The sequence below is a fragment of the Rufibacter tibetensis genome (genome assembly GCF_001310085.1).
Lineage (GTDB): Bacteria > Bacteroidota > Bacteroidia > Cytophagales > Hymenobacteraceae > Nibribacter > Nibribacter tibetensis.
The window spans coordinates 769248-790649 of sequence record NZ_CP012643.1; the positions used below are offsets into that span (position 1 = coordinate 769248).

General features: G+C 48.4%; 18 protein-coding genes. 7 read left to right on the plus strand and 11 right to left on the minus strand.

Annotated features, from left to right (window positions below):
• Window positions 1–10 precede the first annotated feature (10 nt).
• From DC20_RS02895 to DC20_RS02910, 4 genes are all read left to right on the plus strand, one after another.
• Window positions 11–1081: a branched-chain amino acid aminotransferase gene (locus tag DC20_RS02895; RefSeq protein ID WP_062542455.1), complete on the plus strand. Its 1071-nt coding sequence runs from the start codon at window positions 11–13 to the stop codon at window positions 1079–1081.
• 131 nt (window positions 1082–1212) lie between these two features.
• The gene (locus tag DC20_RS02900) at window positions 1213–2022 is read left to right on the plus strand and encodes a hypothetical protein (RefSeq protein WP_157593029.1); all 810 of its coding nucleotides are present in this window, start codon (window positions 1213–1215) and stop codon (window positions 2020–2022) included.
• Between the two features lie 45 nt (window positions 2023–2067).
• A protein-coding gene (prfB, locus tag DC20_RS02905) for a peptide chain release factor 2 (protein WP_157593030.1) occupies window positions 2068–3145 on the plus strand; the annotation gives its coding sequence in 2 pieces (ribosomal slippage) (window positions 2068–2127 and window positions 2129–3145; 1077 coding nt in all).
• Between the two features lie 330 nt (window positions 3146–3475).
• Window positions 3476–4576 carry a hypothetical protein gene (locus DC20_RS02910; protein ID WP_062542458.1) on the plus strand — a complete coding sequence of 367 codons (1101 nt, stop codon included), beginning with the start codon at window positions 3476–3478 and terminating at the stop codon, window positions 4574–4576.
• 103 nt (window positions 4577–4679) lie between these two features.
• Here the strand turns inward: DC20_RS02910 and DC20_RS02915 are convergent, their stop codons facing one another.
• From DC20_RS02915 to lon, 6 genes are all read right to left on the minus strand, one after another.
• The gene (locus DC20_RS02915) at window positions 4680–5471 is read right to left on the minus strand and encodes a S1/P1 nuclease (RefSeq protein ID WP_062542459.1); all 792 of its coding nucleotides are present in this window, start codon (window positions 5469–5471) and stop codon (window positions 4680–4682) included.
• Window positions 5472–5578: 107 nt separating this feature from the next.
• The gene (locus DC20_RS02920) at window positions 5579–6307 is read right to left on the minus strand and encodes an SDR family NAD(P)-dependent oxidoreductase (RefSeq protein WP_062542460.1); all 729 of its coding nucleotides are present in this window, start codon (window positions 6305–6307) and stop codon (window positions 5579–5581) included.
• Window positions 6308–6361: 54 nt separating this feature from the next.
• Window positions 6362–6805 carry a hypothetical protein gene (locus DC20_RS02925; protein WP_062542461.1) on the minus strand — a complete coding sequence of 148 codons (444 nt, stop codon included), beginning with the start codon at window positions 6803–6805 and terminating at the stop codon, window positions 6362–6364.
• 177 nt (window positions 6806–6982) lie between these two features.
• A complete protein-coding gene (gene hslU, locus DC20_RS02930; RefSeq protein ID WP_062542462.1) occupies window positions 6983–8398 on the minus strand; it encodes an ATP-dependent protease ATPase subunit HslU in 1416 nt (471 codons plus the stop codon).
• Window positions 8399–8671: 273 nt separating this feature from the next.
• Complete coding sequence (gene porQ, locus DC20_RS02935) at window positions 8672–9718, minus strand: type IX secretion system protein PorQ (protein WP_062542463.1); 1047 nt, start codon at window positions 9716–9718, stop codon at window positions 8672–8674.
• 24 nt (window positions 9719–9742) lie between these two features.
• Window positions 9743–12241 carry an endopeptidase La gene (gene lon / locus DC20_RS02940; RefSeq protein WP_062542464.1) on the minus strand — a complete coding sequence of 833 codons (2499 nt, stop codon included), beginning with the start codon at window positions 12239–12241 and terminating at the stop codon, window positions 9743–9745.
• Window positions 12242–12436: 195 nt separating this feature from the next.
• On the opposite strand from lon, the gene DC20_RS02945 reads away from it, so the two are divergent.
• Complete coding sequence (locus DC20_RS02945) at window positions 12437–14428, plus strand: OmpA family protein (protein WP_083470226.1); 1992 nt, start codon at window positions 12437–12439, stop codon at window positions 14426–14428.
• A 239-nt stretch (window positions 14429–14667) separates the two neighbouring features.
• Here the strand turns inward: DC20_RS02945 and DC20_RS02950 are convergent, their stop codons facing one another.
• Window positions 14668–15498 (minus strand): hypothetical protein, encoded by an 831-nt coding sequence (locus DC20_RS02950; protein ID WP_218918730.1) that lies wholly within the window; start codon window positions 15496–15498, stop codon window positions 14668–14670.
• A gap of 91 nt (window positions 15499–15589) precedes the next feature.
• On the opposite strand from DC20_RS02950, the gene DC20_RS23040 reads away from it, so the two are divergent.
• Window positions 15590–15739 (plus strand): hypothetical protein, encoded by a 150-nt coding sequence (locus tag DC20_RS23040; RefSeq protein ID WP_169788150.1) that lies wholly within the window; start codon window positions 15590–15592, stop codon window positions 15737–15739.
• A 70-nt stretch (window positions 15740–15809) separates the two neighbouring features.
• Here the strand turns inward: DC20_RS23040 and DC20_RS02955 are convergent, their stop codons facing one another.
• The 4 genes from DC20_RS02955 to DC20_RS02970 form a co-directional block, all read right to left on the minus strand.
• A complete protein-coding gene (locus DC20_RS02955; protein ID WP_062542465.1) occupies window positions 15810–16322 on the minus strand; it encodes a DUF6702 family protein in 513 nt (170 codons plus the stop codon).
• A gap of 97 nt (window positions 16323–16419) precedes the next feature.
• Window positions 16420–17733, minus strand: coding sequence for an RIP metalloprotease RseP (gene rseP / locus DC20_RS02960; RefSeq protein ID WP_062542466.1), 1314 nt, complete (start codon window positions 17731–17733; stop codon window positions 16420–16422).
• 81 nt (window positions 17734–17814) lie between these two features.
• The gene (locus DC20_RS02965; RefSeq protein WP_062542467.1) at window positions 17815–18969 is read right to left on the minus strand and encodes a 1-deoxy-D-xylulose-5-phosphate reductoisomerase; all 1155 of its coding nucleotides are present in this window, start codon (window positions 18967–18969) and stop codon (window positions 17815–17817) included.
• A 99-nt stretch (window positions 18970–19068) separates the two neighbouring features.
• Window positions 19069–20571, minus strand: coding sequence for a GH3 auxin-responsive promoter family protein (locus DC20_RS02970; protein ID WP_062542468.1), 1503 nt, complete (start codon window positions 20569–20571; stop codon window positions 19069–19071).
• Between the two features lie 271 nt (window positions 20572–20842).
• On the opposite strand from DC20_RS02970, the gene DC20_RS02975 reads away from it, so the two are divergent.
• A complete protein-coding gene (locus DC20_RS02975; protein ID WP_083470227.1) occupies window positions 20843–21370 on the plus strand; it encodes a CHRD domain-containing protein in 528 nt (175 codons plus the stop codon).
• Window positions 21371–21402: the final 32 nt, after the last annotated feature.

The following is a 21402-nucleotide window of genomic DNA, read 5'->3' on the forward strand; positions in this document are numbered from 1 at the left end:
CATCAAACCTATGCAAACAGAATCCTCAACTATCCATACCACTGTTACCACAGCCAGTCAATTAGCTGATCTTGACCTTGAAAACCTGCAGTTCGGGAAAGTATTCGCGGACCACATGTTAGAGGTAGATTTCAAGGATGGCGCCTGGCAACAGCCTCGTATTGTTCCTTATGGCCCCATTGAAGTGAGTCCGGCTACGGCTGCGCTGCACTACGGTCAGGCCATGTTTGAAGGAATGAAAGCCTATAAAACGCAGGAAGGCAAAGTGGTGCTCTTCCGCCCTTTGGACAACTGGGCCAGAATGAACAAATCAGCCGCTCGGTTGTGCATGCCAGAGATCCCCGAAGAGATTTTTATGGATGGTCTTAAGCAGTTAGTGGCTTTAGATGCAGATTGGGTTCCTCAGCGCCCGGGTTATTCCCTGTACATCCGTCCGTTCATGTTCGGGTCTGAAGGATTATTGGGCGTTCGCCCCGCCACAGAATATAAATTCATCATCTTCTGCAGCCCTGCCAGCGGATACTACGCCGAGCCGGTACGCGTAAAAATAGAAGAGCATTACACCCGTGCCGTAGAAGGCGGATTTGGTTTCGCGAAAGCAGCGGGGAACTACGGTGGCTCTTTACTGCCCGCCAAACTAGCCCACGAAGAAGGCTACCACCAAATCATTTGGACTGACGGCCGCGAGCACAACTACATTGAGGAATCCGGCACCATGAACGTGATGTTCGTAATTGACGGCACCTTGGTGACTCCAGCGTTAAGTTCCTCCATTCTGGCTGGTATCACCCGCGACAGCGTGTTGCAACTAGCCCGTGACTGGGGCGTTCCTGTAGAGGAAAGACGCATCAAAGTACAGGAGATCGCTGATGCTTACCAGGCCGGCAAACTGGAAGATGCCTTCGGAACCGGTACTGCCGCAACCATTGCGCATATCAAGTCTATTACCTTCAGAGGTGAGGAAATGATGCTACCACCGGTGGCAGATCGCACTCTTTCCAATAAAATCGCTACTGAATTAGATAACATCCGCTACGGCTTGTCACCTGATCCGCATGGATGGGTAGTGCCGGTGATGTAATATTTATATACACTATATTAGATAGGAATTTTCAAGGTAATACTTGGAAATTCCTATTTTTCTTTTATATATTTGATATTCATAGTTAAAATATAAAATTATATAGAATACATTAACTAATCATGAACAGAATGACTGGAATTGCATTGATGCTATTTGGTGTATTTTTACTTACTGCAGGAATTTTCATTTACATGAGGTCACAGGAAAATGGCTCCAAAGTCATTGCAGCAAACGAGAATACAAAGATATCTTTTGTTGAAACCCGTCTTCAAGATAAAAGGACAACACTAGGAGATAGTACTGTAGAAGAAGATATCCAAGAAGTAGCAATTTCCACTGAAAAAGCGAGCCTGCCAACTAAAGTTTCTATCCAAGAAGAAGCTACAGCATCAATCATTACTCCAGTAGTAGCACTTGCTAAAAACTCGGAATCTAAAGTTGCGTCAGAAGCAAAAAGAAAGACACAGGGCAACCTGGATGATGAAAGCAAGAGAAAAGGTGATGATTTTGAAAAGTTTATCATCCAAAAGTTCAACAGGAAGTACTTTTCTATAAAAGAGTGGGAAGGGGACAAATACGTCAATGGGTTGTATGCTGAAACAACTCTAAACCCAGATATGACTCTTGAACTTAACTTAAAAGACGAAAAGAAACAGTTTGCGGTGGAATGCAAATGGAAGCAAAACTTCTATAGGAATGGTGTTGAAGTGGCATCTAATGCTCAACTGGCACGATATAAGAAGTTTGAAACAGAGAAAGGGATTCCTGTATTCATGACAGTAGGGATTGACGGAGAGGCAGCTTCACCCAAGAGTCTTTATGTTATTCCTTTAAAAGAAATCAAAGACAACTTCATTCATGTTTCCCAGTTAAAGAAATTTGAAAAAGATGTTAACGAGAAATTCTTTTTCGATCTTAAGTCAGAAGTATTACAATAGATGCATGCTTTAATTAAGCGTACATTTGTACATATTTAATTCACAATGACCCAAGAACAAGTAAAAGAATTGAAAGGCCGCGTAGAGGCGTTGAGGAGGTATCTTTGACTACGATACCAAGAGAGAACAGATAAACGCCATTGAGGCACAGTCTACCGCCCCAGATTTCTGGGATGATCCCAAAAAAGCCGAAACAGTTTTGAAAGAGGCCAAAAGCCTGAAAACCTGGACCGACGACTTCGAGAAGACCAACAAAGCGGTGGAGGATGTAGAGGTGCTTTTCGACTTCTACAAGGAAGGTGACGTGTCTGAAGAAGACATTAATGCTGAGTTCAAAGCCGCCGAGGCAACCGTGGAAGGACTTGAGTTCAAGCGGATGCTCAGCAACGAGGAAGACCAACTGGGTGCGGTGCTGGAAGTAAACTCCGGAGCGGGTGGTACAGAAAGCCAGGACTGGGCCGAGATGCTGTACCGCATGTACCTCATGTGGGGCGAGCGCAAAGGTTACTCCGTAAAACAAATAGACTTCCAACCGGGTGAAGGTGCCGGTATCAAATCCGCAACATTGCAGTTTGACGGGGATTTTGCCTACGGCTACTTGAAAGCTGAGATTGGGGTACACCGCCTCGTGCGTATCTCCCCTTTTGACTCCGGCGGAAGACGCCATACGTCCTTTGCCTCGGTGTTTGCTTACCCGGTAGTAGATGACACTATTGAGATCACGGTAAACCCTGGCGACATTGAATGGGACACGTACCGCGCGGGTGGAGCCGGTGGGCAGAACGTGAACAAGGTGGAAACCGCCGTTCGCCTGAAGCACAAACCCACAGGCATTACCATTGCGGTGCAGATTGAGCGCTCGCAGCTCATGAACAAGGAGCACGCGATCAGGATGTTGAAATCGCAGCTCTACCAGATTGAGATAAACAAGCGCAACGAGGAGCGGGACAAAGTGGAGAGTACCAAAAAACGCATCGACTTCGGCTCCCAGATAAGGAACTACGTGCTGCACCCTTATAAGCTCATCAAAGACATCAGAACCGGCGTAGAGCGCACCGATGTGCAGAATGTGTTGGACGGCGATATAGATGATTACATCAAAGCCTTCTTAATGCAGGCATAGTTTTAAGGGCTTTACAAGTAAAAGAGAACGCCTTTTCGCAACCATTGCGGAAAGGCGTTCTCTTTTACTTGTAAAGCCCATATTCCAGAAATCAACCTTAAACCTTTAGAGGCTTTCTTTTAACTTTTATAATGCAATTTCTTTAAAACAATTGAACGCTGCTGAACTGTACTTCAAGATCCTGCTTTTGCCTGGTGGTTGAACCGTTCAACTTGCCTGCATGTTCACAAAACAGAGCTACTCAATTTTAAAGTAGCAGATCCTCACGATTTTAGATATGAACCTGCAAACTTTGGCTTTTTTTTCCAAAGGGCAAAAAATTTACCCACGATGAGCAACAGGCTTTCCATCCTGGTTATGTCCCTTTTCCTGCTCCTGATGATGGGTGGGGCCGGGCAACCCGCGTCAAAGCAGGAGACTTTGGTCCTCAAATCAGAGCAACTGCCTTTCCAGACAAATGAGTTTTACATAGCCGATGTCATTGACGAGCGCCAGTCCCCTAACGCGATGGGCGTATTGGTCACCGGGCTTAACTCCATGGCAGTAACCAAACCCGTAGACTTCCAGGGCGGCAGCGTAACGGCTATTAAGAAATACATCAAGGAAAGCTTCTCACATAACCCCAAAGGTCGGCCCATTATCATGCGGCTGAAAGACTACCAGGTAACTGAGAAACAAGCCTCGGGCGGACGATCAGAAGGACAGATTCAGATCTCAGCGGCTTTTGAGGTCCAGCGGGAAGGCAAGAGGCTCCACTTGTTTGATTATAAGAGCGGGGCGCGGTATGCCCGTCCGGGTAATAACCTATCAGTGGTGGAGCCTACGCTCAGGAAGACCTTGTCTGAGTCTTTGCGCTACCTTACTATTTGGGTTGAAAAGGAAGCACCTTACAATGAGAAACTGACCCGGGAAATCAAAGTGTATTTTGAAGATTATAAAGTGCACCAGGACGATGACACCTTGTTCTATGACCCAGCCCGCCCATTAAACTGGAGCGATTTTCAGGGTGGTTCCAGAATCTCGGGCAGTTTCGCAGCTTCTGTCTTTCCAGGACTTTCCAATGACATCCAGTCTACGGTGCAAAATGGCGTGATTCACATTAGGGTATCTACCAAACCTTACATCCTCCGGAATCTCTCAAAGGTGCTACCTACCTCCAAAAACGAGTATACCCTCAACCATGAACAGCGTCATTTTGATATTGTAAAACTGGTGGCTGAGCACTACAAACAGCGAATCAGGCCTGAGAAACTGACTTTGGAAGATTACGAGAGTATCATCAAATACCAGTATCTTGAGGCGTTGTGGGAAATGGACAGACTGCAGAAACAGTATGATGGAGAAACCCGTCACGGCATGAACTCAGCTGCTCAAGAAACCTGGAATAAAAAGTTAGATGATGAGCTTAGGGCTTTGAAAATTAAACCTTAATCACGGTTCAAGTACCTATCAAAAAAGGCGGACACTCTTCTAACAAGAGTGTCCGCCTTTTTGATGCTGTTTTAGAAAATAAGGCTTGAAAGATAGGTTCCGGTTATCCGAAGATCTCATTCAGTACACCGGCCAAGCGCACGCCTCCTTTCAGGAGCTGCTCGTTTAAGGTCTGCACGTAATCAAAGTTGTAGCGATAGCTTAGTTTCTCTTCTGGCTTAGAGATGCCTTTGTACAACTGCTGGGCAATCTGGTATGACTCAAAAAACCAAATCGGCGCCAGTTGCTTTTGCCACGTTTTCACCTGGTCTTTAGAAGCAAAATTGATGGCTGTGGCATACTCGGTATAACTCAGTTGCTGGTATTCAATCAACTGCGAGTCCCAAACGCGGTGCAGGTTAGAAGGGTTGTTGAACCACTCCACCCTAATGCGGTTACCTCCTAGGTCTTCTGGACGGCCTACGTGCATAGGTTGGTGTACATCGCCGATGAAGTGGATAAGCAGGCGCAGGTTCATCACCTTCTGCTCCTGCGGAAGGTCCTTCTTCTTCAGTTGCGCCACCAGGTAATTGATGCGAGTATACGCATTAGTAGTGGTATCTTGCTTTAAATGGGTCTCTACCTCGCTCTGGCTCAATCCTTCTTTAAGGTTGATGTAGTGCCAGTTGTCCAGGTAATTGAAAGCCGGATCAGACTTGATGAAGTCGGCCCAGTTGCTGGCTATGGCAATAGACTCATTGCCCAAAATTTTCCTGATGTTCTTTCTGGCTTTGGAAGAAATATGACGGTCGGCTATTTCGCCTACAATGCGGTGCCCGATCATGCCCCACCCCATGGATTGGAACGGCAGGTACAGGAAAAAGCAGAATAATATCAGTTTTTTAAAAGCAGTCATGACGATGGTTTATAAACAGAACTGCAAAAGTAGAGCAAAAAAACCGCTCCCCCCACAACCAGTTCTGTTTACGGCTTGATTTCTGAAATACCGTCTTAAAACGCATTTCAAAAATCCCGTACCGAACACACTACTCCGCGTGCCAGGCTGGGTTTCTCCATTAGTTGGATGACTTTCTGCGCTACTTCCTCCGGAGACACCAACGCACCATTCGCTTTGTAGTCCCGGAACTGCTGCACGCTACTGAACTGCGCCGCATCTGACTCCCTGATTTGTTCCTGCATCTCGGTGTCAATCAGGCCCGGCGACAGAGAGAAAACCCGCACGCCGGTTCCCAACTGTTCCTGCTCCAGTTGCGCCGTTTGCGAGAGCATGTCTAAGGCCGCTTTAGAAGCGCAATAGGCCGCCCAACCGTCTTTGGCCCGCTGCCCCGCTCCTGAGCTAATGTTCACAATCATCTTCTCGCAGTTCTGCCGGTGCTGAAAGCTTTGCAGGAACATGTTCATGAGCATGGCGGGCACAATCACATTCACGTCAAAGACAAACTCAAAATGTTCGTTCTTGCTTTGCCCTACGTAGCCAATCTCACCAATTACCCCGGCGTTGTTCACCAGAACTATTTTCTGCGCATCATCAAACGGAGAAAATACTTTGTGCAGGTTATGCTCTACTCCCGCAATGTCTGAAAAGTCCAGCTGCTGGTGCCGGTACCGGTCATGTGTGATGGTGCTGTTGCGGGATACGCCCACTACGCAGTTCTGCTCGTCTTCTAACAAGGCCTCGGCGAGGGCTTTTCCCAAACCCCGGCTAGCACCGGTGATGATGTAGTTGTTCATGCTATTCAATTATGGGATAAGAATTAGAAATCTGGAATGACTGAAAGATTTAGTCTATCTAGGTCCATAGTGAGCTACGTGAAGTGTTTCATACAGTTTAGAGATGTGCTCCCTACCAAATTTATTATTGATTGCCAAGTACATCTGTTCATTGTAACACTCCTGGCCTAACATCGGCACACAATTGTAAAGATAGACGAGCTTCACTCCATACTCCTTTGATAGTTTTTGGTAAAAAGCATAAGGCATACCTGCTGTATCACTGTCAAACCCAGACATTACAATAAGTTGAAGTTCACCTTGCTCCACCTCCTTCAGCGCCAATTTCTCAGCTGCACCACAATCTTTGATTTCCTTCTGAAAAGCCCGAAGGTAACTCTGTTCTGTAGTGAAAGTAGGCCTAGCCCCAAATAAATAACCAATGACAATCCCTATCACCAATAAGATGGTGACATATTCTTCTTTATTTGGAAAATTCAGGTGTTTTCTGCTTTTCACTTTAGTGTATTATCTGTTTCAAACCAGCTGAATATAGATATTAATCATTTGATGATACTTTCAACCTATTTCCACAAAACACAGCAGAAACAAAATCTAAGGATTAAAAAAAAGAGCCACCACCTTTCGGCAGCAGCTCTTTCAATTTTTGATTCCTAATTTTTAATTTCTAATTACTCAAAGAATATACTGGCTTAAGTCGCGGTTCTTCACCATGTCCCGAAGGCGTTCTTCTACCAGTTCTGGCGTGATCATTAAGTGGGCGTTCACCGGAATGGTGTCTGGCACGTCAAACAGGATGTCGTTGAGCAGGCGGCTCATAACCGTTTGCAGGCGGCGGGCCCCAATGTTCTCTACTTCGGCATTCACTTCAAACGAAATCTCAGCCAGTTTCTCCAAGGCTTCGTCAGTGAAGGAAAGCTCCACGCCCTCAGACCGAAGAAGTTCTTCGTACTGCTTAGTAAGGGCATTTTTAGGGTACTTCAAAATCTGGTAGAAATCATCTTTGCTCAGGCTCTGCAGTTCCACTCTGATCGGGAAACGGCCCTGTAACTCAGGAATCAGATCAGACGGCTTGGCCACGTGGAACGCGCCGGCGGCAATGAACAGAATATGGTCGGTTTTAATGACACCGTATTTGGTATTCACAGTACTGCCTTCTACAATAGGAAGCAGGTCGCGCTGCACGCCTTCGCGGCTCACGTCTGGCCCACCGCTGCCTTTGCCGCTGGCACTGGCTACTTTGTCAATCTCGTCAATAAAGATAATACCGGCGTTCTCGGCTTTCTGGATGGCTTCTTCTTTGACTTCGTCCATGTCAATGAGTTTGGCGGCCTCTTCCTCTAACAAGATTTTGCGCGCTTCGGCAATGGTCACTTTGCGCTTCTTCGTCTTTTTGGGCATCATGTTGCCAATCATCTCCTGGATGTTCATCATAGACATCTCGTCCATGCCCGGCCCCACCACGCCTACACCAGATGAAGGGTGCTGCGAGATCTTGATATCAATCTTGCGGTCTTCCAGTTCACCGTTCCGGATTTTCTGTCTGAACCGCTCTCGCGTACGCTCATTCAGCTCCTGGTCTGAATCTGGCATGTCTGAAGAAGACGTATTGTTGTTGCTGTTCCCGAAGCCCAAGATGCCGTCTCTGTTGCCCGGCTGGTTGATGGGCGGAATCAGAGCATCTAAGATGACTTCCTCCACCATCAAAGCGGCCTGCTGTTTTACGTCTTCTTTTTTGCGGGTCTTCACCATGTTCACGGCCTGCTCTGCCAGGTCACGCACCATGCTTTCCACATCACGGCCTACGTAGCCTACTTCAGTGAACTTAGAGGCTTCCACTTTGATGAAGGGAGCATCCGCAATGCTGGCCAAACGACGGGCAATCTCGGTTTTACCAACGCCAGTGGCACCGATCATGAGAATGTTATTGGGCACAATCTCCTTTTGCATCTCAGGGGCCGCGTGCATTCGGCGCCAGCGGTTCCGCAAGGCAATGGCTACGTTCTTTTTGGCGTCTTGCTGCCCAATGATGTATTTATCTAACTCGGCTACAATCTGACGGGGGGTTAAAAACTTTGTTGAATCTAACATATGTATGGAGTGAATGAGAGAATGAGTGCTTGAATGAATGAAACCAACTCATTCCTTTAATTTAGTATCTTCCTTTTTAACGGTGAAACACCAGCTTTTTCATTTACACTAATCTGTTCAGGCGCTCACCTGCCTTAACGTTTCAGGCAGCAAGTGGTTGGTGAGAACTCCAATATCGGTTTAAAGGATTTACAGCTTCTTTTCCCGAAATCAGGTTTAAACAGCTTGTCCTTTTCTATCTTCAAATTACCACGTTGTCCAATCTCCACATTCTCAATCCAGCTTCTTTTTCAGAAACCGGTTCAAATCTGTGTTGAGGGTGAGGTAATTGCTGGCACCGGCTACGTGGTACTTGGCGTACGTGTACTCAAACCGAAACGCGTGCATTTTGACCGAAGCCCCAAACGAAATTCCGGCCATGCCGCCCACGTTCTCCACCACCAGTTCTTTCCGGCGGAGGTGGTTATAGCCAGCCCGCAACTGAAAACCCGGTCCTAAGATGAATTCGCCGCCCACTACAAAATGGCGAGCCAGCTTATCTCCGAAGGTCTTTTCCTCTTTTACCTCTTCGTTATTCTCATCTATAGTGCCCGGTTTAGTTGGGTCCAGGTACACAATGTCAAAGCGCTGAAGCTGGTGCGCCGTGAGCGATAACCGGAACGGAGCGTGCTCAGGCTTGTAACTTGCGCCTACTTGAATGTCCAGCGGCATGTCTTCTCGCTCACCGTTATCATACGGTTTTAGCATCACGCCCAGGTTCTTGATGGCGAGTCCCACCACAAAATCCCGCTCCGGGTGCTTGAAGGTTCCGCCAATGTCTACCAAGGCGCCAATAGCCTGATCACCGGCAATGCTGGAAACGACCAGCTTCGCGGTAGCGCCTAAAGTAAAATGCTCGATGGTAGCCGCATGCGACAAGTTTAGCGCATAATCCCGCACTTTGAAACTGCCCTCCTCCACCCCGGCATCATTGGTTTGAGTAAACGTGCCATAATCCAGGTACTGGATGCCAATGGCATTTCGGCCCCAACGGCTGCTCTCAAACGTGTAGTTCAGGTTGTTTTGGCTCACGTCTGCCAAGTAGTTGAGGTACGTTAAGCCCAGGTGGTTATCGGTTTTGCCGTGCATCAACCCCGGATTGGCCGTCACCGCATTCACATCCTCCAGACCAGAAGAAACGTTCACGCCGCCTAGCCCCGCCACCCGGGCGTGGGTAGGCACATCCAGGAACCGAAACACATAACGCCCTCCCAGTTGGGCAGAAGCTAGTTGCGCGGTGGCTACCAGCAAAAGACCCAAAAGGACAAGGCGTTTCTGCATTGTTTTTCTAAAACTAGGCTAAAATCAGCTTTCGACCCGGGCCGGAATGGCTTCCTCGCGCACCCGTAAATCCAGGGGCTTGGTCACTTTCTCCGGCAGCAAGGCGAAATCCAGCACTTCGTCCACGCGGTCCACGTAATGGATGTTCAGCCCCTCAATGTAGTGCGCTGAAATCTCGTTCACGTCTTTGCGGTTCTTCTGGCACAGAATCACGTCTTTGATGCCCGCCCGTTTAGCCGCCAGAATCTTCTCTTTGATCCCACCCACCGGCAACACTTTTCCGCGTAGTGTAATCTCACCGGTCATGGCCAGATGCGACCGCACCTTGCGTTGGGTAAACACCGAAGCGATGGACGTAAAGATAGCAATACCGGCACTTGGACCATCTTTCGGCACTGCCCCTTCGGGGAAGTGGATATGTAGGTCGTATTGGTCAAAGAGGCGGTAGTCAATGCCCAGTTCATCAGCGCGGGCGCGCAGGTAAGAAACCGCCGTAATCGCGGATTCTTTCATTACATCACCCAACTGGCCCGATAAGGTCAGCTTGCCTTTTCCACGGCTCAGCAACGATTCAATGAACAGAATGTCGCCCCCTACGGAGGTCCAGGCCAAGCCTGTTACCACGCCGGCGGTCTCGTTGTCCTGGTACAGTTCTTTGTCAAATGTTTCTGGACCTAGAATGCGGACCACGTCTTTGGGCTCCAATTTGGCGGGCCACTCCTCTTCCATGGCTTTGGATTTGGCAATGTTCCGAATCACAGCGCCCAACTTTCGCTCCAGGTTCCGCACCCCCGACTCACGGGTGTAATCTTCTATCACTTTCTGGATGGCCGCCGTAGACAAAGCTACATCCTTGGTTTGCAAGCCATGGTCTTCCTTCAGCTTGGAAATAAGGTGACGCTTTGCAATCTCGGTTTTCTCTTCAATGGTATAGCCCGTCACCTCAATGATCTCCATCCGGTCGCGCAAGGCAGGGTGAATGGTATCTAAAGAGTTGGCCGTGGCAATGAACAGGACTTTAGACAAGTCATATTCCACCTCCAGGTAGTTATCTGCGAAGGTGTGGTTCTGTTCAGGGTCCAGCACTTCTAGCAAAGCGGAAGAGGGATCACCACGGAAATCTGAAGTCAGTTTATCTACCTCATCCAGGATCATGACCGGATTAGAAGAACCTACTTTCTTGATCTGGCTAATGATACGGCCCGGCATGGCGCCCACATAAGTTTTGCGGTGTCCTCTGATCTCAGCTTCGTCGCGCACCCCACCCAAAGCAATGCGCACGTATTTCCGGCCTAAAGCCTTGGCTACGGAGCGACCCAGTGAAGTTTTACCAACGCCAGGAGGTCCGTACAAGCAAAGAATAGGAGCCTTCATGTCGTTCTTCAGTTTCAGAACGGCCAGGTACTCCAGAATGCGCTCCTTCACCTTCTCCAGACCGTAGTGGTCAGCGTCCAGGATTTTCTTGGTGCGCTTCAGGTTGAAGTTGTCTTTGGTGAACTCGCTCCACGGCAGGTCCAGCAAGAACTCGCAGTAGTTTAATGAAATAGGGTACTCGGCGGCCTGTGGGTTTAAGCGGCTGAGTTTGTCCAATTCCTTGTTGAAGTGTTTGGCAACGGTATCGGGCCACTTTTTCTTGGCAGCCGTGGCACGCATTTTCTCCACCTCCTGCTCAGGGCCGTCCATGCCCAGTTCGTCTTGCAACACCTTAATCTGCTGGCGCAGGAAATAGTCGCGCTGCTGCTCGTCAATGTCCGTATGCACCTTGCTATGGATTTCCTGCTTAATTTCCAGCATCTGGATCTCGCGCATCATCAGTTGCAGCAAGGTGGTACCACGCTCTACGCCGTCATTGATTTCCAATAGCTTCTGCTTCTGGGCCACTTCCACATTGATGTTAGAAGACAGAAAATGGGTCAGAAACGAAGGACTGTCAATGTTGTCCAACGCCACTTGGGCCTCCTGCGGTATTTCGGGGTTTAGCTTCAGGATTTTGGCGGCCGCCTCTTGAAGCGACTCTACCAAGGCTTTCACCTCTTTGCTTTTCTGGTTAGGGAACGTCTCTGGGCAATGCGAAACCTTGGCTACCATGAATGGTTCTTCCTGGGTTACCTCGTTTATCTTGAAACGGCTCTGTCCCTGAATAATGATAGTGGTATTGCCATCTGGCAGCACCAGCATTTTCAGGATTTTGGCCAGAGTTCCCACCTCATACATGTCCTCGGCCGACGGATCTTCGGCCGTCATATTCTTCTGGGCTACCACGCCCACGGTTTTGTCGCCACGATAGGCTTTGCGCACCAGGCGCACAGATTTTTTCCGGCTTACCGTAATAGGAATCACCACACCCGGAAAAAGGACGGTGTTTCTAACGGGTAAGATGGGCAAGGAATCTGGGGTATTTTTTTCAGCACCTTCTGAGTCATCTAGTTCTGAGGTGATAATGGAGATGATATCGCCATTACCATCGTCAGATAAATCGGACAACATGAGTTGCTGGAGTAAGTTCTCTTGGGTATAATTCATACGTCGTGTCTCTGAGGTGCCAATTTGACAGCAAACCTCCCGTCGGTTCTGTTGTTTGTCTTGAAGATATATACTTGTCAAGTCCTGTGCCAATATATGAGCTGAAATCTATATGCAGGGGTTAAATTTCACCCCAGAAAGAACTACATTTGGTACTGTATTCTGAAAAAATCCTTTTCAGGTGCTCTTTCTGATATGTTGCGTACTGGATCTCTTCTACTTTTCCTGTTCTCCCTGGCTTTGAGTTTCTCCACCTCAGGACAAACCAAGTCTCCTCTGCGTCTGAAACAAAGACCCGTTACTGACTCACTGCGTAAAAAAGCCCCCACAGCGGAGGTTGTCTTGGACTTCCCCAACATCAACCGGGTTCCTTATTACTACAATAAATCCAAGTACGCCTCTATTCTAAAACTGGAAAAGAAAAAGGCTTGGGACAAAGCGCTTCCGCTTTTGGCGGAATACGTGGGCAACTTTGGAGTTGACAATTTTCATAAAGATACAAAACTTCTTTGGCGTTTAGGGCAACTGTATGAGCGGATGGACCAAAGGGAAAAAGCGGTTGCCTATTACCGTCTGGTATTAAAGCATCATCGTACTGATATAAAGCAAGTTCAGCAGTATTATGACTCGCTGGAAGCGAAAAACAAAGACCTTTACGTGCCCCTCAAGTACTATTATGAGCTGGTGGAGTACCGCAAATCTGTGAGCACCTTCAAGCCTCCGCGCGGCGTGTACACCAACATGGGCGATGCCATCAATTCCAAAGTGGAAGATTACGGCCCGGCGGTGCACTCAGACGAAGACCTGTTCATTTACACCTCGCGCCGCAAAGGCGTAAAAGCCAAAGGCACCGATGAAGACCTGTACTTCTCCCGAAACGAGGGAGGCTTCTGGCAAGAAGGTCAGGCCTTTGACAAACCCATTAACAGCATTTACAACGAAGGATCTGCCTGCCTCAGCCGCGACGGCAAAACCCTTTACTTCGCCCGCTGTGAAAGCCCTGATGGCTTGGGCAACTGTGACCTTTACTCCGCTACCCGTCTGGCAGATGGCTCCTGGGGACAGCTGAAGAATTTGGGTGCCAACGTGAACAGCAAAGCCTGGGACTCGCAACCTACCCTCTCTCCTCAGGAAGACACGCTTTACTTCGCCTCTGACCGCTTGGGCGGCTTTGGTATGTCTGATATCTACTTCACCTATAAACAGAAGAATGGGCAGTGGGCCCCGGCGCAAAACATGGGTCCTGTCATTAATACCCGGGAAAGTGAGGTAAGCCCTTACTTTCACCCCTTGTATCAAGTGTTGTATTTCAGTTCACGCGGCCAGTTGCTCAACTTCGGGGATTTTGACATCTACAAGGCCTATCGGATCAACGGTCGCTGGCAGGAACCCCGCAACATTGGTCCTCTGGTGAACGGCCAGGGAAGTGAGTACTACTTTACCATCAACGCCAACTCCACCAACCTCTATTACGCCCGCTCAGAGCCCACTGACCTCAAGAACCTGGATCTGTTCTCGTTCCCGCTTCCTATGGAGGCACACCCTCTGGCGGTAACTAAACTTACCGGCGTTCTGATGGATTCTGTCACAAACAAACCCCTAAACGGCATCATCTCCATCATTGACCTGGACAATGGCATTGAGGTGGCCTCCAAATACCTGCGCGAAGACGGCTCCTTTGACTTTGACCTCATTGACAACAGCCGTTACATGATGCTCATTCAAAGTCCGGATTTTTTCTCTATTGAGAAGGAGATCAACCTGAAGGAAGACACGGTAATGAAAATAATGAGCAGCCTCATTGATTACAGCATTCCGTTGATCTTCAAAAACCTGGAGTTTGACGAAGGCAAGGCCGAGATCAAAGACGCTATGAAACCCATGCTAGACCGTATTGTGCTGTTCCTGGTAGATCACCCGCAGGTCCGGCTCAGCATTGAAGGCCACACTGATAGCAGCGGAGACCCGAACGCTAATATCGAACTCTCACAATGGCGGGCAGTTTCCATCCAAAGGTACCTGGAACAGAAAGGAAACTTAGCTCAAGGCCGGATAGATGCTATAGGGAAAGGCAGTTCAGAACCTATTAAACCCGAGGTGACGTTAGAAGACCGGGCTGTGAACCGCAGAGTTGAATTCAAACTGATCAGACCCAAAGAAGGAGCTACCGGTGTAGGCGACTGGTAAGCCAGCTACATAATGCATAAAAGCGTTGAGGTCTGTTTCAGTAGAAACAGACCTCAACGCTTTTATGCATTTAGAAAAACACTTAATCAACTTACCGAGAATCATAAGGCTGTGTTTAGTATGCATTTTCTGAAAACAGGCTCTAAACAGACTGCCTTTCATCAGCCTTATTTGGGGTAAGTTTACTCAATCCTCTCCAAAACAAAAGAGCCATTACTGCAGAAGTAATGGCTCTTTTGTTAAAACTTGATGGTGTTGTTTTTCTTATTCCATTTAGGCAGCGGCGGAATGGCCGGAGTTCTGTCTTCGGGCCTAGGTGCGTCCTGCTTGAGTTTCCTACCGCCCACATTCACAATAAACCCGATGCTGAAAACTGAATTACCGGCGGTCATAAAATCGCGGTTCTTCAACCCGAAGTTACTGCCGCTGGTGTACTGCAGTTGAATGGAAGGCGTCAACGACATACGCGTATAGAAAATAGGCTCAAAGAAGATATTATCCTCAGTTGGCTGCTTGATATCGTTCCGGACGAACTCACTCATGTTCAGGTAGCTTAACCGGAGGGCAGTACCGTAGTTCAGGAAATGCTCGTTCCCAAACAGTTTCAGCATTCGCTTTTTCTTGGAGGAGTAGTTCACCTGCATGAAATACTTATTGAAGGTGGTTTCCTGCCGGTCATAGGTGGTAAGTCCCTCAGAAGATTTGTCTTTGTAGGTACGGTCGCTGCTGCCATGGCCAATGCCCGCGTACACTTCCAAAACCCGGTTCTGGTTGGGCCCGAAGGTGGTGAAGTAACCGCCTCCCGCTTCCAAAAGGTTGTGCCGAAAGTCTTTCTTGCTGTTGTTATTATTCATCATGGCCCCGCTTAACAGGACCCCCACATGGTCTGTAACGGCGTAAGCGGAGTTGAAACTGGCATTCCCTTTTAAGGTGATGTGTCCGCTGGTACTCAATTCCCCTTTGGAGGTAAGCATGGGCGTGTTGGGAACGTTAGGCATGTACACAGAAGAACAGCTGCTGGCGCCTAAACCCATAAAAATTCCAACTGCCCAAAGAAAGCTTTTTCTCATATAGTAATCTTAAAACTCACCTTACCTGCGCCTCTCCCTGCTTTTTTCTCCCAACATCCCGTAGAGGCAAACAGCACTACTAACAAATTCTTTGCGACAAAACGGCGGCTCTGCACCTCCTTCTTGCCACTCCCTGGCTTTAAATTACCAAGGCAAATCTTACCGGGTGGTACATAACTCTACCCCAATAGACAAAGGTACTCCCTCCTTCCTGATTGAGAAAGCAGCCCGGCCATTTTAACTTTTAAAATAGATGGTAATTGCTTCCCCTACCCCTACAAGCCCTTCTATTTAATCTTATGGGTCAACTATCAAAGAGAGATGGTCTGCTGCGTTTCGCCGGGGCGGCAGAGAACAGAGCGTTTTTTACCAGCTACTTCCAGGTTCAGGATATTGGTCTGGTCTGCAAAGACCTCCGTAAGTAGTGCATTTTGTACCCACACCTGCCCTGCAGGAGCTTTTCCGGCCGGAATTTCCAGGTACAGCCAAATAGCATCTGCTTCTTCCTGGGCGCCAATAAATTTCTGAGTGGCCTTGGTTCCTTTCACCGCAGAAATGGCTACGTGCGTTTGCAGGTACTCGGCCATTAGTTTATTTACCCGCTCAGACCGGTCCAGCCGGATGGTGGTTTTATGGCGGCGGCTCAAGGCCTCCTCCAGATCATCGGCAAACACCCGCACGGATAGTTCATAAGTCTGGTTTTTCGGGTTGTACTTGGCGTCTGTGATGCTGGTATGGAATTCATGTGCCCAAGCCCCTTGCGGCACTCCCATACACAGCACTAGTATAAGTCCTAGCATGGCGCCAACTGCTCTCTTTTTCATCGTTTTTTCTCTTCTCCCCAATAAACAGCGAAAGACGCAATATTCTTGCGTCTTTCCTGGCAAATTTTTATCAACAAACCCGTTCGGGCTTTTGTAACTAGTTGAACAACAATTTAAAGAAGTCATTGAAGATGGCAAAACCCATTAAGCCCAATAACAGAACCATGCCTACTTTCTGGGCATTCTCCAGGAACTTGTCTGATGGTTTACGGCCTGAGATGATCTCATAAGTCAGGAACATCACGTGTCCACCATCCAGCGCTGGAATGGGTAGGAAGTTCATGAAAGCCAACACCATGGAAAGCATGGCTGTAATGGCCCAGAAGTTGATCCATGAGAAGTTACCGCCAAAGATCTGCGCAATACCTATAGGGCCACTCAACGCTTTAGAAGGAGAAACTTCTGCCCTAAAGATCTTCGCGAAGCCTTTGATGTTGGTAGTGATGACAGAAAAAGCCTTTTCAGCGCCTTCAGGGATTGCTTCTACCAAACTGTATTCGCGGGTGGCGCGGGGCAACAACAATTTAGGGTAAAAGCCGATGGTACCATCTTCATCTACTTTGGTTTTCAAGGTTACTGGCTTACCGCCCCGGTCTACCTGTAAGGCTATTTCCTTGCCTTTATTGGCCTGCAAGGTTTTCTGAAAATCATGGAAAAACTGAACGGGTTGGTTTCCTACCTGGGTAATACGGTCACCAGGCTGAAGACCAGCTGCCGAGGCGGGGCTTTTTGCTTTCACAGCTTCCACGGCAAAAGGCTCACGAGCCATGATGAAACCCACTTTATCGCCGTCGGCTAGTTTGTCAATCAGGTTAGTTGGTACGGGCACCTGCAATTGTTGGCCGTTACGCTCTACAGTGTAAGAACCGTTCTTCCCTAGCAAAACATCCGGACTATACACGTCCTGGAACTCCACCAATGGCTTCCCGTTGACGGCTACAATCTTGTCACCGTCGCGCAGGCCCATTTGTTCGCCTACCTCATTGGTTTCAATGCCGTATTGCACATCTTTCGCCAACAGGTAGCTTTCGCCATACAGGTAAGTAAGAGCTGCAAAGATGATGATACCGGTGATCACGTTGAAAATGATTCCGCCCATCATCACAATCAGGCGTTGCCAGGCTGGTTTGGCCCGGAACTCCCAGGGCTCTGGTTCCTGGTTCAAAGTGGCGGTGTCCAGAGACTCGTCAATCATGCCGGAAATCTTCACAAATCCGCCCAGCGGAATCATGCCAATCATGTACTCGGTCTCTCCTACTTGTTTGCTCACCAGTTTGGGCGGAAACCCGATGGCGTATTTCTCTACGCGCATTCCAAACCATTTGGCCGTGAGCATGTGGCCTAACTCATGTATTCCTACTAAGATGGTCAGGCCCAGAATCAACTGGCCGGCCATTACTAATGCTTCCATCTACTATGTTTATAAAGTCTCAACAGAGGTCATCTCAAGAGCTGCCTCTGTTACCAATTGGTCGTATGTGTTGGGTAAAGATTACGCCTGCATCAAGCTTAATGCGATCTGACGTGCCTCGCGATCGGTTTGCACAAAGTCATCCAAAGAAGGCTCGGCAATATACGCAACTTTAGCGAGACAGTCAGAAATGAGGTCAGACATCTCCAGAAAGCCCACCTCGTCACGTAAGAACGCAGCTACCGCTACTTCGTTGGCCGCATTGAGAACGCACGGGGCATTTCCGCCTTTTTCCATGGCTTCGAACGCCAAACCTAAATTGCGGAATGTCTCTAAATCTGGTTTCTCAAAAGTGAGTTGCGGATAATTCAGGAAGTTAAAGCGTGGGTAATCAGATTTAAGGCGGTGTGGATAGTTCAAGGCATACTGAATGGGCAGTTTCATGTCTGGCAGTCCCATCTGAGCCTTAATAGAACCGTCCTCAAACTGAACGAGCGAGTGCACAATAGATTGTGGGTGCACCACTACTTCAATCTGGTCGTTCCGCAGCCCGAACAGCCATTTCGCCTCAATCACTTCCAGGCCCTTGTTCATGAGCGAAGCCGAATCAATGGTGATTTTGGCGCCCATCTCCCAGTTGGGGTGCTTCAATGCTTGGGCTTTGGTTACGGTTTGCAGAAAATGCCGGTCTTTCCCCCGGAACGGTCCACCAGAGGCTGTTAAAATGATTTTCTCAATAGGGTTATGAAACTCGCCGGTCAAGCACTGGAAAATAGCGCTGTGCTCTGAGTCTACCGGATAGATGTTCACGCCTTTTTCCCGGGCCAGTTGGGTGATCAGCTGCCCTGCCACCACCAAGGTTTCTTTGTTGGCTAACGCAATGGTTTTGCCTGCCTCAATGGCTTTAATAGTGGGCTGCAAGCCGGCATAGCCTACCATAGCCGTGAGCACAATGTCCACGGTATCCATCTGCACCACGCCATTGACCGCGTTCATGCCCGCATATACTTTAATAGGATGGACTTCCAGCGCATCGTGCACCTGCTCGTACAAGTCTTCCTTGGTAATAACAACGGCATTCGGTTGAAAGGCAATGGCTTGGGCAATTAACAGATCAGCGTTGGAATGAGCCGTGAGCACCTCCACTTCAAATGCCTGAGGCTGTCCTTGAATCACTTCCAACGCCTGCGTTCCAATGGAGCCTGTGGAGCCGAGAATGGCTACTCGTTTCTTCATGTAGTAAAATCAATCCCCTTTTAGGGCAGTTTTGCAAAATTAAGGTAAAAACAGGAGTTTGTTTCTAGTGTAACCCGCCCACCTTCCAATTGTTACCTTTTACACCGCCTTCAAAACTTCCAACAGCCCATCAGCCAGGGTGCGGTCATTGCTCAGGCGGGGCACTTTGTTCTGGCCACCCAATTTGCCCTGGCGTTTCATGTACTGTTGGAAAGCATTGGGGGGCAATGCCGTTACCTTCAGGTTAGTCAGGATGTTGCCCGAGATTAGGTCATCATAATAGGTGTTCCGTTTGCGCAAGTGCCAGTTCAAGACTTTGGCAAACCTTTCTGCGTCATGCGGCGGCGAGTCAAAAGCGATGAGCCACTCATGGTAAGAGGCCCCTTCGCCCTGGTCTACGTAGGGAGCCACGGTAAATTCAGTTACCGCCACTTCAGGAAACTCCTGCATAGCATCGTGCAGGGCACCTTCCACCTCCTCGCCTATCACGTGTTCACCAAAGGCGGAAATAAAATGCTTTAACCGGCCACTCACCACCAGTTTGTGGGGGAACAACGACGTGAACTTTACGGTGTCTCCAATGGAATAGCCCCATAAACCGGCGTTGCTGTTGATGATGAGGGCGTAATTAACCCCGGCCTTCACCTCGGCCAGCGTAAGACGGCGTGGGTTGGGTTGGTGAAACTCCTCGGCGGGAATAAACTCGTAAAAAATACCGCTGTTGGCGAGCAGTAGCAAACCAGGGTCGTCCTGCTCGTTTTGAAACGCAATGAAGCCTTCTGAAGCCGGAAATGTTTCTATGGAATCAATTTTACGGCCAATGCTTTCAAACAACTTAGTTTTATAAGGGGCAAAGTTCACGCCACCGTACACAAATAATTGAAAGTCAGGGAAAATGTCTTTGATCTGCTTTCCGGTGCGGGACATGATTTTATCAAAATACATCTGCACCCACGGCGGAATACCTGAGATAAGCGTCATGCGCTGGTCAATGGTTTCATTCACAATGGCATCCAGCTTGGTTTCCCAGTCTTCAATGCAGTTGGTGGTAAAGCTCGGCAATTGGTTTGTGCGCAGATACCCCGGCACGTGGTGGTTCACAATGCCAGACAACCGCCCAGTGTTTATACCAGCTACTTGCTCCAGCACCGGGCTCCCGCTCAGGAAAATCAATTTCCCGTCCAGGAACTGGGACCGGCCTGTTTCATGAATGTAGTTGAGCAGAGCGTTTTTAGCCCCGTTCATATGGTTGGAAATAGAATCTGTGGTGATGGGAATGTACTTGGTGCCCGAGGTTGTACCTGAGGTTTTGGCAAAGTACAGCGGCAGCCCCGGCCAGACCACATCGCGTTCGCCATTCTTAAGCCGGTCAAAGTACGGGCGAAGGGCCTCATAATCACGCACAGGTACTGCCTGGGCAAAATCCTTTGGCGTCTGAATGTCCTTGAAGTAATGGTCTTTCCCGAAAGCTGTATGAGTGCCTGTCCGGATAATTGACTCAAACACCTGCTGTTGCGCTTGCCCGGGCTGATTCATCCAGCTTTGCTGTTGGGCAACCACCCAAGAGGCCATTGGTTTACTCAAGAACGCCTTTATACCCATATAGATCCTTTTCCTGTGAGAAACACCCCTTGAAACATAGCAGAGACTGACGCCACTGCATGTTTCCGGATGAAGTTGAGTAAATATAGCAATCTTCTTGAAGTTCCTTTTAGTGAGTACCCGTGCAGGGCTTTGGGTGCCTATTTTAGAAACTGAACAATAACAGGAAACGCCTTAAATTTTATGAAAAATTAAATAAGCAATTTAACAAAACCTTGTTTACTTAACCTTGTTACAGAATACAAACCATTCTAACTAACTACATCAACTTATGAGAAAGTTACTCTACGTTTTCCCAGCATTGGCCATGTCTCTTTTCTTAACCGGTTGCGAGACAGACCTGGTTGAACCTCAAATTACTGAAGCAGTAAGTAGCTCTGATGCAAAGCAGTCCAGAACGTACATTGCGCACCTTAGCCCGGAAAATGAAGTATCTGCCACGCCCATCATGAGCAATGCGAACGGACAAATTATCTTAAAGCTGAGCAAAGACGGCACTGAGTTATCTTATAAGTTAATTGCCGCCAACTTAACCTCCCCGCGGGTTGGACAACACCTGCACCTGGGAGCCGCTGGCGTAAATGGCCCCGTTTTGGTTAGCTTAATGAGCACGGCTGAGCCTACCGCTAACGGCGTGATTGCAGAAGGGATTATTACCAATGGCTCTTTGAGGCAGATAATTCCAGGGCAAGTATTAACCTTAGCCTATTTAATACAACAGATTGAGGCTGGAAACATTTACACAAACGTGCATACCACCATGTACACTGGTGGAGAAATCAGAGGCCAGGTTAAATAACCCATGCTGACATGATTATCATCAGATAAGGT